The 13,044-nt window shown below is 45.9% G+C and carries 13 protein-coding genes and 1 pseudogene; 8 read left to right on the top strand and 6 right to left on the bottom strand.

Annotation, left to right across the window (positions count from 1 at the left end; all coding sequences use genetic code 11):
• Positions 1-4 precede the first annotated feature (4 nt).
• The 3 genes from BQ5809_RS02215 to BQ5809_RS02205 are packed head-to-tail and all read right to left on the bottom strand — an operon-like array spanning position 5 to position 1,576.
• Positions 5-433 carry a hypothetical protein gene (locus BQ5809_RS02215; protein WP_003788262.1) on the bottom strand — a complete coding sequence of 143 codons (429 nt, stop codon included), beginning with the start codon at positions 431-433 and terminating at the stop codon, positions 5-7.
• Complete coding sequence (locus BQ5809_RS02210) at positions 434-1,099, bottom strand: rhomboid family intramembrane serine protease (protein WP_003788260.1); 666 nt, start codon at positions 1,097-1,099, stop codon at positions 434-436. It abuts the gene before it with no gap.
• Positions 1,100-1,150: 51 nt separating this feature from the next.
• The gene (locus tag BQ5809_RS02205) at positions 1,151-1,576 is read right to left on the bottom strand and encodes a gamma-butyrobetaine hydroxylase family protein (RefSeq protein ID WP_080561239.1); all 426 of its coding nucleotides are present in this window, start codon (positions 1,574-1,576) and stop codon (positions 1,151-1,153) included.
• A 163-nt stretch (positions 1,577-1,739) separates the two neighbouring features.
• Here BQ5809_RS02205 and pheS point away from each other — a divergent pair, with 163 nt between their 5' ends.
• From pheS to BQ5809_RS02165, 7 genes and pseudogenes are all read left to right on the top strand, one after another.
• Complete coding sequence (gene pheS / locus BQ5809_RS02200; protein ID WP_032827854.1) at positions 1,740-2,735, top strand: phenylalanine--tRNA ligase subunit alpha; 996 nt, start codon at positions 1,740-1,742, stop codon at positions 2,733-2,735.
• A 29-nt stretch (positions 2,736-2,764) separates the two neighbouring features.
• The gene (locus tag BQ5809_RS11230) at positions 2,765-3,475 is read left to right on the top strand and encodes an HI0074 family nucleotidyltransferase substrate-binding subunit (RefSeq protein WP_003788254.1); all 711 of its coding nucleotides are present in this window, start codon (positions 2,765-2,767) and stop codon (positions 3,473-3,475) included.
• Positions 3,476-3,495: 20 nt separating this feature from the next.
• Positions 3,496-3,747, top strand: coding sequence for a hypothetical protein (locus BQ5809_RS02185; RefSeq protein WP_003788252.1), 252 nt, complete (start codon positions 3,496-3,498; stop codon positions 3,745-3,747).
• Positions 3,747-4,175, top strand: a complete 429-nt coding sequence (locus tag BQ5809_RS02180) for a type II toxin-antitoxin system VapC family toxin (RefSeq protein WP_003788250.1) — start codon at positions 3,747-3,749, stop codon at positions 4,173-4,175. Before BQ5809_RS02185 ends, BQ5809_RS02180 begins: the two co-directional genes overlap by 1 nt.
• Before the next feature lie 13 nt (positions 4,176-4,188).
• On the top strand, positions 4,189-5,112 hold the full coding sequence (locus BQ5809_RS02175; protein ID WP_003788247.1) for a restriction endonuclease: 924 nt from the start codon (positions 4,189-4,191) through the stop codon (positions 5,110-5,112).
• A gap of 55 nt (positions 5,113-5,167) precedes the next feature.
• Positions 5,168-7,522, top strand: a complete 2,355-nt coding sequence (gene pheT / locus BQ5809_RS02170; RefSeq protein ID WP_003788245.1) for a phenylalanine--tRNA ligase subunit beta — start codon at positions 5,168-5,170, stop codon at positions 7,520-7,522.
• 96 nt (positions 7,523-7,618) lie between these two features.
• Positions 7,619-7,885: pseudogene (locus tag BQ5809_RS02165) on the top strand (DUF3861 domain-containing protein); the annotation flags it as partial.
• 60 nt (positions 7,886-7,945) lie between these two features.
• On the opposite strand, the gene BQ5809_RS02160 reads toward BQ5809_RS02165, so the two are convergent.
• Both BQ5809_RS02160 and asd read right to left on the bottom strand, forming a co-directional pair.
• On the bottom strand, positions 7,946-8,809 hold the full coding sequence (locus tag BQ5809_RS02160; RefSeq protein ID WP_003788241.1) for a glycosyltransferase family A protein: 864 nt from the start codon (positions 8,807-8,809) through the stop codon (positions 7,946-7,948).
• 66 nt (positions 8,810-8,875) lie between these two features.
• The gene (gene asd, locus BQ5809_RS02155) at positions 8,876-9,994 is read right to left on the bottom strand and encodes an aspartate-semialdehyde dehydrogenase (RefSeq protein ID WP_032827850.1); all 1,119 of its coding nucleotides are present in this window, start codon (positions 9,992-9,994) and stop codon (positions 8,876-8,878) included.
• Positions 9,995-10,250: 256 nt separating this feature from the next.
• On the opposite strand from asd, the gene BQ5809_RS02150 reads away from it, so the two are divergent.
• On the top strand, positions 10,251-11,747 hold the full coding sequence (locus BQ5809_RS02150) for an alanine/glycine:cation symporter family protein (protein ID WP_003788239.1): 1,497 nt from the start codon (positions 10,251-10,253) through the stop codon (positions 11,745-11,747).
• A gap of 61 nt (positions 11,748-11,808) precedes the next feature.
• On the opposite strand, the gene dnaJ is transcribed toward BQ5809_RS02150, so the two are convergent.
• Positions 11,809-12,951, bottom strand: a complete 1,143-nt coding sequence (gene dnaJ, locus BQ5809_RS02145; RefSeq protein WP_032827849.1) for a molecular chaperone DnaJ — start codon at positions 12,949-12,951, stop codon at positions 11,809-11,811.
• Positions 12,952-13,044: the final 93 nt, after the last annotated feature.

The following is a 13,044-nucleotide window of genomic DNA, read 5'->3' as shown; positions in this document are numbered from 1 at the left end:
TCCTTTATTGCGATGCCGCCGATGCGCCAACGGCAGAAGCAGCCTGCACTTTGGGCGCGTGTTGTTGCACACATTGTTGCAGCGCGGTTTGTAAGGTTTGTTGCAATTTGCTGTCTAGGTTTTTTTGCTGTTCGTTTTGTGCGATGGCTTGCTCCCACGCGCTTGCACCGCCGTATGTTTGCTCGCCGTTGTCGTACACACATTCGCACACGGTTTGGGCAAAGGCTTGTTTTTGCGGATTATTGGTGTTGGCAGGATTGCTGTTTAACGCAGATTGCTGGCACGCTTGCACAAAATTTTGGCGGATTGGACTGGTGTTGGCTTCGCTGGCATCGGGCAATGCTGATGCAGCAGACGTGCTATCGGCTGGTGTGCCTGCACCACCGCAAGCCGCTAAACCAAGTGTCAGTAAAATCAATAGGATATATTTCATTCATCGTGCTTTCTTGTTAATCAATACTTCGTATGCCAAATACAGTAAGGGTAGCGACATAATGCCCAAAAACAGCGCGTTTTGCATCACAAAAGCAGGCGTAATCGCTAATGCAAACAGCATTCCGCAGGCTGCTCCACCCAAATGCGCGGCGTGTCCCGTGTTGTCCCATTGGCGTGGGCTTAACATCATGGCAACCGAGTAGGCAAAATACAAAGTGGCGTAAATCCAAGCGGTTATGGGGATTGGAATCGGGAAAATCATGATTTCGCTCATCGGGTTAATGGTGATAGACGCGAACAAAATGCCTGACACACCGCCCGATGCGCCAATCGCGGCATAGCTGGGGCGATTTTTGTATAGCCACAGCGAAAACAAATTGCCAGCCAGCACCGCGCCAAAAAACAGCAGCAAAAAGCCGAGCCAGCCATAAATATAAGCAATCACGCGCGAGAAAAAATACAGCGTGAACAGGTTAAAAAACAAATGCCAGCCATCTGCGTGCAAAAATGCCGAAGTAATCAGGCGTTGATATTGTTTGTTGTAGCGAATGGCGGCGATTTGGAATTGGTATCGCTGGAACACAAACGTATTGCGCCAGCCAATAAAGCTCACAATCGCAATCACAGCGATTAAAATCAAAGGGACAAGTTGGGTTAAATTCATGTTTTTATGTGTGATTTATATGGTTGATAAAGTGCAGGCTGCTTTGTAATCTTAATGTGAACAGCCACCGCCGCCACAACCATGCGTTTTTTGTTTGGGCGACTTCGTTGGCGGCGACAAATCGGGTTCACGCGATGCGCCAGCGGCCTGCAATTTGGCAAGATATGCCTGCCAGAGCGACTGATAATCGTGCGCCAACACATATAAATAATCCCAATCGTACAAACCGCTGTCGTGTCCATCGGAAAACACAATTTTTAGCGCGTAATTGCCAGCAGCCTGCAAATCGTCAATCAACACATCACGTTTACCCGTTTGCAATTTTTCTTGTCCTTTGCCGTGTCTGCGCACTTCCGCGCTGGGCGACAACACGCGCAAATATTCGGCTGGCAACGCAAACTCGGCTGCGTCATACACCAAAGTAAGCGTGTCTCGGCTAGGGTTTAAGCGAATTTCTTGGGGGATAGCGTATTGCATGGTCAAAGCAGCCTGCACATAAAAAAGCGCGATTTTAACAGATTAAACCACGATAGATAATGCAGGCTGCTTGCTTTTTACGTTAAAATACGCCAATTTTCTGTCATTGCGCGTGTTCCCTGCTCAACACGCGCCAAACTATTTTTATCCGATTGAATTTACTATGCAAAACAACGCTACTCAAATCACACAAAACGGCTTAACCGCCATCGCCCAAGCCACCGACCAACAAGCCCTAGAACTCGTCAAAGCGCAATATTTAGGCAAAGCTGGCGAATTAAACGCGCTGCTGAAACAGCTTGGCGCATTGTCGCCCGAAGAGAAAAAAACAGTTGGCGCACACATAAACGAATGCAAACAACAGTTTCAGGCAGCCTACGATGCGAAACGCGCCGAAATGGAAGCAGCCAAATTGCAAGCGCAATTAGCCGCCGAAGCCTTGGACGTAACGCTGCCTGCGCGTGGTCAAGACGTGGGTGGTTTGCATCCTGTAACGCTGACATTGCAGCGCGTGGTTGAGCTGTTTCACGGCATGGGTTTTGAAGTGGCGGACGGCCCTGAAATTGAAGACGATTTCCACAATTTCCAAGCCTTGAACATTCCACAAAATCACCCTGCGCGTGCCATGCAAGACACGTTTTATGTGGAAAATGGCGATGTGTTGCGTACGCATACTTCGCCGATTCAGGTGCGCTATATGTTGGACAAGAAAAATCCACCAATCCGCATTATCGCACCAGGGCGTGTGTACCGCGTGGACAGTGACGCGACCCATTCGCCGATGTTCCACCAATGCGAAGGTTTGTGGGTTGAAGAAGGCGTTACTTTTGCCGATTTGAAAGCGGTATTTACTGATTTTATTCGTCATTTCTTTGAACGCGATGATTTGCAAGTGCGTTTCCGTCCATCATTTTTCCCATTTACCGAGCCGTCTGCCGAGATTGACATTATGGGCGACAACGGCAAATGGTTGGAAGTGGGCGGCTGCGGCATGATTCACCCTAACGTATTGAAAAACGTAAATATTGACCCTGAACAATACACGGGTTTTGCGTTTGGGATTGGTTTAGACCGTTTCGCGATGTTGCGTTATGGCGTGAACGATTTGCGTTTGTTCTTTGATAATGATTTGGCGTTTTTGAATCAGTTTAAGAAGTGATTTTTCAGGCTGCCTGAAAGGAAATCTAAATGGCAGAATTATCTATCCAACTATTTAGCGACATCGTTACCCGATTGCAAGAAGGCTGGCAGCGTTATTTGCAAGACACCAGCGACACGCAAATCCGCGATGGATTGATTCAACGCTTTGAATTTACCTACGAAATCAGCCACAAAATTTTAAAACGCTATTTGGAAAACACGTCCGCCGACCCCACGCAATTTGATTTGATGAGTTTTCAAGACATCATTCGCACCGCCAACGAGCAAAATTTATTGCTGGGAAATTGGGCGGATTGGAAACAATACCGTGATATGCGCGCGCGGACGAGCCACACCTACGATGAAGAAACCGCGATTGCTGTGGTGCAAGGCATTGAGAAATTTCTTGCGGAAGCGCAATTTTTTTCAATAAAAATTACAAGAAAAATCATGCCAGTAGAATTAAATATTTCGCCCGATAAATGGCAAATTGTGCAAACGATTTTGCAGCAACACATTTCGCAACGCACGGTGTGGGCGTTTGGTTCGCGCGTAAATGGCAAGGCAAAGCCGTATTCAGATTTAGATTTGGCGGTGTTGGGCGATATGTCGCTTTCTTCGGCGGAACACGCGGATTTGGTGGACGATTTTTCGGAAAGCGATTTGCCGTGGAAAGTGGATTTGGTGGATTGGTGTTTGATTGGCGATGAGTTTCGGGCGATTGTGGCGGCGCGGTATTTTGTGGTGCAGGCTGCCTGAAAATTTGAAGGAGTAGAAAAATGAATAATGTTCACTATACATTTCAATTAGATAATCATTTGAAACAGGCATTTTTTCAGGCTGCCAAGGAATCCAATCGCAGTAGTGCGGAATTATTGCGCGAATTGATGCGCGAGTTTGTGCAAAAGCAGGCTGCCACGCCAAAGAAAGTCAGTTTAGCTGAAAAATTAGGTGGTTATCATCCAGCAGCAGAAGTAAATTTTGAGTTTGAGCGAGAAATGGACGAATTTCGCGCAGCGGAGTTTGACTAATGTATCTGCTTGATACCAATATTGTTTCTGAATTACGAAAACTAGACAGCAATAAAATCAATCCAAATGTGCAAAAATGGGCGGAACAAGTTGATTTTGATAAAACATTTATCAGCGTGATAACAATTAGCGAAATTCAAATGGGTATTTTACGTTTGGCGCAAAGTGATAAACAGCAAGCTAATATGTTGGCGGATTGGTTTGAAAATCAGGTTTTACCCGAATATCAATCGCGCAGTATTTTGATAAATAAAGAAATTGCTTTGCGTTATGCTACTTTACACATTCCCAATAAACGCCCTGTAAATGATACCTTTATTGCGGCGACTGCATTGGAATATGATTTTGTGTTGGTTACGCGCAATATTAAGGATTTTCAGGGTATGGGACTGAAATTGCTTAATCCGTTTGAGTTTCAGGCTGCCTGAAAAAGGAAAATCAATGAAATATGAAGATATGAAACGATACGACCAACGCAGCATTTTAATGCCAATTTTAATTAAATTGCTGCAAAATCTTGGTGGTAAAACAACACGCAAAGAATTGCGAAATGAAATTAAATCGTCAGTAAAAGAAATTCCAGAAGAATTTATTGATGAAACAAGACCTGCAAAAAATGGAGGGACTTATCGTCCTTTTGATTTTGTATTTAATTTTGGAGTTGCCAATTTAGAAATGGCAGGCTTTATAAAACGTCCTAACCGTGGCGAGATTATTCTTACCGAAAAAGGTAGAGCCTGTAATAGTGAAGATATTGATGTTGAAAGAGATATTTACGCATTTTCTGACCCAATGTGGAAAGAACGCCGTGCAAATAAGAAAAATAGTAATAAAGTAAAAATTGAAGAAGAAGACGAAGAAGAAAATAGTATTAAAGAAACAGAAGAAAATGATGTCAGTGAAAATTGGAAAGAGCAATTAAAACAAGCTCTTCTTAATATGTCGCCCAAAAAATTTGAAATATTTTGTCGTGCATTGATCAAAGCCATGGGGGTAGATATAGACGATAAAAAAGGTGTTTCTGAAACGAGAGACGGTGGATTGGACGGTTTCGGCTACATTGTTTCTGATGATTTTCGGACTTCTCGTGTTGCTATTCAAGCTAAACGTTGGACGAATACGCGAGTAGGTTCTCCTGAAATTAACCAATTTGCAGGGGCAATGGATCTTCACAATGCTGAATTTGGTATTTTTATTACTACTTCTGATTTTTCACGAGAAGCGATTGAAAATTCTCGTAATAGAAAAAGAGCTATTACCTTAATCAATGGCGATAAAATCATTGAATTAGTTGAAAAATATCAGTTATACGTCAAACCAATCACAACCTTTCAGCTTGAAGATTTCTATTTTGAAGAAAACTAATTTTCAGGCAACCTGAAACCCCATTTTAATTTTAAAAACAAAGAGATTTAAAAAAATGCAATTCTCCTACACATGGCTAAAAACCCAAGCCAACCCCAATTTATCCGCCGACCAACTTTCCCATTTGCTGACCATGGCAGGCTTGGAAGTGGAAGAACTCAACGCAGCCGCCCCCGATTTTTCGGGCGTGGTGGTGGCGGAAGTCAAATCCGTTGAAAAACACCCCGACGCTGACCGCCTGAACGTAACCCAAGTGGACGCAGGCACAGGCGAGTTAATCCAAATCGTGTGCGGTGCGCCGAATGTGAAAGTGGGCATTAAAGTACCGTGTGCTTTGCCTAACGCACTGTTACCAAACGATTTTAAAATTAAGCCAACCAAAATGCGTGGCGTGGTGTCCAACGGTATGTTGTGTTCCGCCAAAGAATTGGGCTTGGAAGACAAGGTGGACGGCTTGCTCGTGCTGCCTGAAAACGCCCCAGTCGGTCAAAATATCCGCGAATTTTTGGATTTGGACGACGCGATTTTTACGCTGAAAATCACGCCAAACCGCACCGATTGTTTGAGCATTAAAGGCATTGCTCGCGAAGTGTCGGCTTTGACGCAATGCGAATTTAATCCGATTCAAATCAATCACATCGCCACGCAAACCACGCAAAAACAAGCCGTACAAATTGACGCACCAAACGACTGCGGACGTTTTATCAGCCGCGTGATTTCGGGCGTGAACGCGACCGCCGTCAGCCCTGATTGGTTGGTGCAACGCTTGGAACGTAGCGGCATTCGCAGCATTTCGCCGCTCGTGGACATCGGCAATTATGTGATGTTGGAAATCGGGCAGCCGATGCACGTTTTTGACGCGGATAAAATTTCAGGCAGCCTGCACGTTCGCCGTGCGAAAAATGGCGAAGTGCTTGATTGTTTGAATGAAAAAACGGTTACGCTAGCGGACAATACGCTTGTGATTGCCGATGAACAGCAAGCCTTGTCTATCGCTGGTTTGATGGGCGGTGTGGCGAGTGCGGTTTCTGATGAAACGAAAAATATTGTTTTGGAAGCGGCGTGGTTTAATCCGTTGATTATTTCAGGAAAATCAAGACAATACGGTTTTGGTTCGGACAGCTCTTTCCGTTTTGAACGCGGTGTGGACAGCGAATTACAACGCGATGCGATTGAACGCGCAACGGAATTGGTCGTACAAATTTGCGGCGGCGAAGTGGGCGAAATCGTGGAAGTGTTGGGCGATTTGCCAACCGCGAAAACGGTGGAAGTTCGCACGGCTCGCGTGGAAAAAGTGTTGGGTGTTTCTATTGAAAATCAACGCATTGAAACGATTTTGCAGCATTTGGGTTTGCAGCCTGAAAAAACGGCAGACGGTTTCCGCGTTACCGCACCAAGTTTCCGCTATGATATTGAAATTGAAGCGGATTTGATTGAAGAAATCGCTCGCGTGTATGGCTACGAGAATATTCCTGATGATTATACGTCGGGTAAATTGGCGATGTTGAAGCTGCCTGAAAACCGTCATTCTCGTTTTGGCGTGTATCAAAAAATGGCGGCTCGTGGTTTCCAAGAAGTCGTGAGTTATGCGTTTGTAGACGAGCAATGGGAACAAGATTTTGCGAATAATCAAGACCCTATCCGTTTACAAAATCCGTTGGCGGCACAATATGCGGTCATGCGTTCTACGTTGATGGGCGGCTTGATTGAGATTTTGCAAAACAATTTAAATCGCAAACAAAATCGCGTGCGTGTGTTTGAAATTGCGCGAATTTTCCGTAAAGAAAACAATCAGTTTGTACAAACGGAACGTGTGGGCGGTTTGGTTTACGGCTCGGCGTTACCTGAACAATGGGGCGAAAAATCGCATCCTGTGGATTTTTACGATTTGAAAGCGGACGTGGAAACGCTGTTGCGTGGCAAAAACGCAGCGTTTGTGAAGGCGGAACATTCGGCGTTGCACCCAGGGCGTTGCGCGGCGATTGTGGTTGATGGCGTCAATGTCGGCATCATCGGTGAATTGCACCCGAAATGGACGCAAAAATACGATTTGCCGCAAGCGCCGTTGTTGTTTGAATTGGACATGGACGCGGTGCTGACGACCGAAAAAGTGCGTTATCAGGCGGTGTCTAAATTCCAAGCTGGACGACGTGATTTGGCGTTTGTGCTGCCTGAAAATGTGGCTTTTGCGGATTTGCAGGCTGCTTTGGGTCAAGTAAATAATCCGATTATTCAAGGGATTGAGTTGTTTGACGTGTATCGCGGTGCTGGGCTGCCTGAAAATCATAAATCGTTGGCGGTCAAAATTTCGCTGCAAGATATGAACGCAACTTTGACTGATGAAACGGTTGAGCCGATTATTCAGGAATTGATTGCGAAAGCGGAAACGGTTGGGGCGAAATTGCGTTAATCGTGTAAATATTCAGGCAGCCTGAAAGGAGAATTTTCAGGCTGCCTGAATGGTATTTTTTGAAGGGAATGAAAACATGAAAAGCATCAATACTGCGCTACGGTAGAACATGTGGCGGATAAAGAAGGCAATCCGATTCAACGCGAACCATTGCAATTTTCTGCACCTAATCATGGTGATATTTTTGAAATTGTGGCGCGAATCAAGCAACGCGACGATATGGGCGAAGAAACTGCCGTACGTTTTGCTGTTGGGCTGAAATTGTTTAGCGAAACGGCTTTGGAAAATAAAGATTTACCGCTTTTTGTGGCGTTGAAACCGCATTTGACGGAAATCATGCAAATTGTTAAAGGGAAGAAATAAAAAGTGCAGGCTGCTTTTCCATTTTCAGAAAAAGCAGCCTGCACTTTTTGTTGATAGCAGTCACCCTTTGCGCCAAGGCGTTTGCCCTTGATGTGCGGTTTGCACATAGTGCTGAATCATTGTGCGGTTTATTTCCGTAGCGTACTCTTCCATTTTGGATTCTGGTATGCCCAACTTTGCTAAATGATGATACATAGTAGGGTTTTGTCGTTGCCAATCCCAAAAATAATCCACCGTGTATTCACCCGTGCAAGTGCAAGGGATTTTTTGGCGATTCAATTCGTCAAACATAACCGCATCGTTGCCAAAGCCTTGTTTGCACCAAATATGCGCCATTTGTTGTGCCAATGGGCGCGACAAAGCGTAGCAATTTACATCAATCAATGGTGGGGTATGATTTACCATCGTTGTCTTAATCCACTGCCCTTGAAAATTAACTGCAATGTGACAAGCAATACCATGCTGCATACGATAATGCCCCAGTGATTCTATATCGTCATACATTAACCATTCGTGCTGGCGATTGACAAAGTTTCGTAGCGTGTACACATACGCAACCCCAGGATAAAGACGAGCCGCGTTGACAATGCTTTCCACATGATTGGGGCAATAAGCATTGTCATCGTCCAAAAAACAAATAATGTCTTCTTGCGCCACAAATGGCGACATCGCTAAAATATGACTGTTGTACCAACCATTCGCACCTGTGTTCACGGGCAAATAAATCGCTTTGACTTGTGGATAGTTCGCCAAAATAGCGCGCGCCGCTTCTGCGTGTTGCTCGCCATCTACAAACACATAATGCGTGCAAGGATAGGTTTGCGCCGCCACGCTTTCTATGGCGCGGATTAGACTGTCGCGTCCTATTGTGGCGGTTATCACGGCTACACTATAATTGGCTGGCGATAGTTGCGTTGATTGCATTCATTGGTTTCCTTTTGTGTACAAAGCAGCCTGCACTTATTTTTGGTTGATTTATTTACCGCTCAATCAATCCAACAGACCCAAAACAATACGCAACATACGGCGGATTGGTTCAGCCGCGCCCCACAATAATTGGTCGCCCACCGTGAACGCGCTGATGTATTCGCCGCCCATCGCCAATTTGCGAATGCGACCCACAGGCGTAGTCAAAGTGCCTGTAATCGCCGCAGGGCTCAATTCGTGAATGGTCGCTTCTTTGGTATTGGGGACAACTTTTGCCCAAGGGTTTGCGTTGGCAATCAGTTGTTCGATTTCTGCCAATGGCAAATCTTTTTTCAATTTCAATGTGATGGCTTGGCTGTGACAACGCATTGCGCCCACACGAACACACAAACCGTCAATCGCGATTGGGTTTTCGCGACCCAAAATTTTGTTGGTTTCCACGCCGCCTTTCCATTCTTCTTTGGATTGACCGTTGCCCAAATCCGCGTCAATCCACGGAATCAAGCTGCCTGCCAATGGTACGCCAAAGTTTTCTTTTGGATAGGAATCCGAACGCAAAAAGTCCGACACTTTGCGGTCAATGTCCAAAATCGCGCTGGCTGGGTCGGCGAGTTCGGCTGCCACTTGGCTGTGTACCGCACCCATGCCCGAAATCAATTCGCGCATATTTTTCGCACCTGCACCCGATGCGGCTTGATAAGTCATCGAAGTCGCCCATTCCACCAAATCGTTTTGGAACAAACCGCCCAACGCCATCAACATCAACGATACGGTGCAGTTGCCGCCGACATAATTTTTGATGCCGTTTTTCAAGCCAGCGTCAATCACGTTGCGGTTTACGGGGTCTAACACGATGATTGCATCGTCTTTCATACGCAAAGTAGAAGCTGCGTCAATCCAGTAGCCGTTCCAGCCGCTTGCGCGAAGTGGCTCAAACACGGCTTTGGTGTAGTCGCCGCCTTGACAGGTTACGATGATATCCATTTTTGCCAATTCGGCGATATTGTTTGCGTCCAACAGCGTTTTGGCTGCTTGACCAAAGTCGGGGGCTGCACCGCCTGCGTTAGAAGTCGTGAAAAAATACGCTTCGGGAATGTGGGCGAAGTCGTTTTCTTCGCGCATACATTGCATCAAAACCGAGCCGACCATGCCACGCCAGCCAACAAAACCTACTTTCTTCATGTTTGCGTCTCCAAATTGAGGGTAAAAAAGGGGATAAAAAAGTGCAGGCTGCTTTTGCTGCACCAAAAAACAGTTTTTTAAACCTTTGTAAGCAAAATGTAAAGTATTTTGCGTGTGCAGGCTGCTTTTTTTATTCAAAATTGGTAAAAGCAGCCTACACTCAAACATTCACACCTGTTTGCAAATAATTCTCACACTTTCTTAACTTTATATTACAATCGCTCACTTTACTTTGTCTTGCGAATTGTAGGTGTTTATGAACGATAAACTTTCTTGTGCAGAACAAGCCAGCTTTGTGGATATGATTCACTGCTATTCCAACGCCATTAGCTCGCCATTGTGGGACTATTTAGTGTGGATTTTGATTGGCGTGGGCTTGTTTTTTACGCTTTCTACTGGTTTGGTGCAAATTCGCCTGTTTGGGCGCAGTATCAAAGAAATTTCGGGCAGCCGCCAAAATCCAAACGACCCACACGGCATTACATCATTCCAAGCCTTTGTAACAGGTTTGGCAAGCCGCGTTGGTACGGGCAACATTGCAGGCGTGGCGATTGCGATTACCGCAGGCGGGCCAGGTGCGGTATTTTGGATGTGGATGACTGCGCTCATGGGCATGAGTTCTGCCTTTGCCGAATCCACTTTGGCGCAGCTCTATAAAGTACGCGACAAAGAAACAGGCTTGTTCCGCGGTGGGCCTGCGTATTACATCACACATGGTTTGAACCAGCGTTGGCTGTCTATTCTGTTTTCGATTAGCTTGATTTTCTGTTTTGCCTTTGTGTACAACGCGATTCAGGCAAACACCATTGTACAGTCGATTCAATCTGCCACAGGCATGACCACCGCGCACGGCGTATCCGAAGAAGTGTGGGACAACTACAAACACGGCATCGCTGCCACTTTGGTAATCTTGACCGCGCCAATTATTTTTGGCGGTATCAAACGCATTGCACGCGCATCGGAAGCGATTGTGCCTGTAATGGCTCTGCTTTATATTGGCGTAGCATTGTTTGTGATTTTGACGCATTTGAGCGAAGTGCCGCGTATGTTCGCGTTGATTTTTGAAGACGCATTCACGTTCAAAGCAGCAGGTGGCGGTTTGCTGGGCGGTTTGGTATCACAAGCCATGATGCTGGGCATTAAACGCGGCTTGTTCTCCAACGAAGCAGGTCAAGGTTCTGCGCCCAACGCGGCTGCCGCTGCGGACGTGAAACACCCTGTATCGCAAGGTTTGATTCAAATGCTGGGTGTGTTTGTGGACACGATTATTGTGTGCTCGGCAACTGCATTCATTATTTTGTTGGCGCAATCGCCCGCCAATCCAGATTTAAGCGGCATTCAAATCACGCAGGCTGCTTTGGAAAGCCATGTCGGTTCTTGGGCGCAAACATTCTTGGCGGTGGTGCTGTTTATGTTCTGCTTCTCGTCGATTATTGGTAACTATGCGTATGCTGAATCCAATATCCAATATTTGCACAGCAACCGCTTTGTGCTGACTGTGTTCCGTATGATGACTTTGGGCTTTGTGTATTTTGGCTCAATTGAAAAAGTGGCGATTGTGTGGGATATGGGCGATTTGACCATGGGCATTATGGCGTTGATTAACTTGGTGTCTATTGTTTGCCTGTACAAAATTGTGTTGCTGCTGTTGAAAGACTACACGGTTAAAGTGAAAATGGGCAAAGCCGAACCCGAATTCAAATTGAGCGAACACCCTGTGTTGAAACGCAAAATTAAATCGGATATTTGGTAAACCTATAAATAAAGTGCAGGCTGCTTTTTAAATCATCAAAAAGCAGCCTGCACTTTATTTATCAATCAAAAATATCTTTCAGCTTATCAAAAAAGCCCTTTTGACGTGGCGTTTGGCTAATATCCAAACCAGTAGAAATCTTCTCAAATTCCACCAGCAATTCCTTTTGGCGTTCCGTCAAATTAACAGGCGTTTCCACCACTACATGACAATACAAATCGCCCACCAAACTACTACGAACCGATTTAATCCCCTTGCCTTTCACGCGCAAACGCTTACCATTTTGCGTGCCTTCGGGAATATTCAGTTTAACCTTGCCCGTCAAAGTAGGCACTTCCACTTCGCCACCCAAAGCCGCAGTCGCAAAACTAATCGGCAATTCACAATGCAAATCCGTTGGTGCATCGGGGTCGCGCTGGAAAATCTTGTGTTCGCGCACCGACACATGGATATACAAATCGCCAGCAGGCGCACCATGCGTGCCAGGTTCGCCCTCGCCAGTTAAACGAATGCGCTGACCATCGTCAATACCAGCGGGAATGTTCACTTCCATCGTTTTGCTGGATTTAACGCGCCCAGAACCATGACATTTCACACACGGCTCTTTAATTTCCTTGCCCGAACCGTGGCAAGTTGGACACGTTTGCTGAATCTGAAAAATCGCCTGACGCACATGAACCGTACCCGAACCGCCACAAGTGCGGCAAGTGGTCGCTTTTGTTCCCACTTTCGCGCCCGAACCATGGCACACATCGCATTCATCGTGCGTAGGAATCGTGATTTGTTTTTTCACGCCAGACGCTGCTTCTTCCAGCGTAATCTCCACGCCATATTGCACGTCCGAACCCTGATAATTCGGCTGACGCGCACTGCCACCACCAAACATCTGGCTAAAAATATCGCCAAAATCGCCGCCAAAGCCACTGAATCCACCACCAAAACCACCAGCACCGCCACCAAATCCGCCTGCGCCAGCCTGTTCAAACGCCGCATGACCATACTGGTCGTATGCCGCTCGTTTTTGAGGGTCAGACAACGTATCGTATGCCTTTTGTACTTCTTTAAACTTATCTTCCGCTTCCTTGTTATCGGGATTGCGGTCGGGGTGGTATTTCATCGCCATTTTGCGATAGGCTTTTTTAATCTCATCATCGCTTGCCGATTGGCTCACACCCAGCGTTTCATAAAAATCTTGTTTACTCATGGTTTGGTTTTCTTTGTCAAAATCAAAAATAAATAACGAATGCCAGCCAATATAATGCCAAAGTAGCATATTTCAAGCCAATGTGTTGATTAA

Origin of the sequence: Kingella kingae ATCC 23330 (genome assembly GCF_900111845.1) — a bacterium.
GTDB lineage: Bacteria > Pseudomonadota > Gammaproteobacteria > Burkholderiales > Neisseriaceae > Kingella > Kingella kingae.
This window is presented reverse-complemented; position numbering and strand designations above follow the sequence as displayed.

What these genes read in the sequence shown, in the direction of transcription:
- BQ5809_RS02215 (WP_003788262.1), bottom strand. Translation starts at nt 433, where the DNA reads ATGAAATATATCCTATTGATTTTACTGACACTTGGTTTAGCGGCTTGC.
- BQ5809_RS02210 (WP_003788260.1), bottom strand. Translation starts at nt 1,099, where the DNA reads ATGAATTTAACCCAACTTGTCCCTTTGATTTTAATCGCTGTGATTGCG.
- BQ5809_RS02205 (WP_080561239.1), bottom strand. Translation starts at nt 1,576, where the DNA reads ATGCAATACGCTATCCCCCAAGAAATTCGCTTAAACCCTAGCCGAGAC.
- pheS (WP_032827854.1), top strand. Translation starts at nt 1,740, where the DNA reads ATGCAAAACAACGCTACTCAAATCACACAAAACGGCTTAACCGCCATC.
- BQ5809_RS11230 (WP_003788254.1), top strand. Translation starts at nt 2,765, where the DNA reads ATGGCAGAATTATCTATCCAACTATTTAGCGACATCGTTACCCGATTG.
- BQ5809_RS02185 (WP_003788252.1), top strand. Translation starts at nt 3,496, where the DNA reads ATGAATAATGTTCACTATACATTTCAATTAGATAATCATTTGAAACAG.
- BQ5809_RS02180 (WP_003788250.1), top strand. Translation starts at nt 3,747, where the DNA reads ATGTATCTGCTTGATACCAATATTGTTTCTGAATTACGAAAACTAGAC.
- BQ5809_RS02175 (WP_003788247.1), top strand. Translation starts at nt 4,189, where the DNA reads ATGAAATATGAAGATATGAAACGATACGACCAACGCAGCATTTTAATG.
- pheT (WP_003788245.1), top strand. Translation starts at nt 5,168, where the DNA reads ATGCAATTCTCCTACACATGGCTAAAAACCCAAGCCAACCCCAATTTA.
- BQ5809_RS02160 (WP_003788241.1), bottom strand. Translation starts at nt 8,809, where the DNA reads ATGCAATCAACGCAACTATCGCCAGCCAATTATAGTGTAGCCGTGATA.
- asd (WP_032827850.1), bottom strand. Translation starts at nt 9,994, where the DNA reads ATGAAGAAAGTAGGTTTTGTTGGCTGGCGTGGCATGGTCGGCTCGGTT.
- BQ5809_RS02150 (WP_003788239.1), top strand. Translation starts at nt 10,251, where the DNA reads ATGAACGATAAACTTTCTTGTGCAGAACAAGCCAGCTTTGTGGATATG.
- dnaJ (WP_032827849.1), bottom strand. Translation starts at nt 12,951, where the DNA reads ATGAGTAAACAAGATTTTTATGAAACGCTGGGTGTGAGCCAATCGGCA.